Genomic DNA, 1,003 nt, shown 5'->3' with positions numbered 1-1,003 from the left:
TCCGCCCTGAGTCGTGTCACCAACTCGTGTGATTGCATTGCGCGGCTATTCTTCTCTGCAAAAACGACTCGAAGCTCGCCTTGGTATGGTTCGCTACGCATAAAGTAGTGGCGCACCATGCCGTTGAAATCCATTGGGGAAGCGGTGCCTGCAAAGCCCGACACACTTGTCACTTCCGGCACCGTCATTAAATAGTCCGTAAAGCTCGACAGCGCGTTGGAGGTATCCACAAAGCTTGAAGACTCTGGCATGTTTAATACCAATTGGAACTCATTTTTATTGTCATAAGGCAGCAACTTGAGTGGAACTAAGCGAAGTGCTGGCAACAATGCTGCCAAGACGAACAACAAGGCAACCAAACCAAGGAAAAGCCATGCTTTCTTGCGACTTTCAAGTAGCGGAATCAACACACCACGATACAAACGATACATCGGCGAAGATTGGATGTCATAGTGGCCGTTTTCCTCAGCACCTTTGAGTAGCTTCTTGGCAAGCCAAGGCGTGATCATAAACGCGACAACGGTACTAAAGATAACGCTGATCGGAACGTTGAACGCCAGTGGCGCCATGTAAGGCCCCATCATCCCAGTGATAAAAAACATCGGCGTAAACACGATAACAATCGCGACCGTCGACATTAACAAGGCGCTACGAATTTCTGCCATGGCGAGAACAATCGCATTGGTTCGTGTTAGATTTTTTCGTTTGAGGTAGCGTTCAATGTTGTCGATACTCGCGATCGGATCGTCCACGATCAAACCTAGCGCCAAAATCAACGCAAAGAGTGTGACTCGGTTGATGGAATAGCCAAATGCCAAGTCCATCCCGAGCGCGGCACCATAGCTAATCGGAATCGCGATACCAACCACCAATGCGCTTCGCCAGTTCAAGAACAAACCGACAAACACCACGACCGTTAGAATAGAGATGCCAAGGCTTGATACCAAGTTGTTTACTTTCGCATTCGCCGTTTCGCCATAGTCACGAATGACTGCAACTTGCA

General features: G+C 48.8%; 1 protein-coding gene. It reads right to left on the bottom strand.

Annotated features, from left to right (window positions below):
* Window positions 1-1,003, bottom strand: a 1,003-nt coding sequence (locus R7E47_RS25460) for an efflux RND transporter permease subunit (protein ID WP_318085618.1), incomplete at both ends; no start/stop codon positions are given.

It is taken from the genome of Vibrio sp. Vb1026 (assembly GCF_033338745.1).
Lineage (GTDB): Bacteria > Pseudomonadota > Gammaproteobacteria > Enterobacterales > Vibrionaceae > Vibrio > Vibrio alginolyticus.
This window is presented reverse-complemented; position numbering and strand designations above follow the sequence as displayed.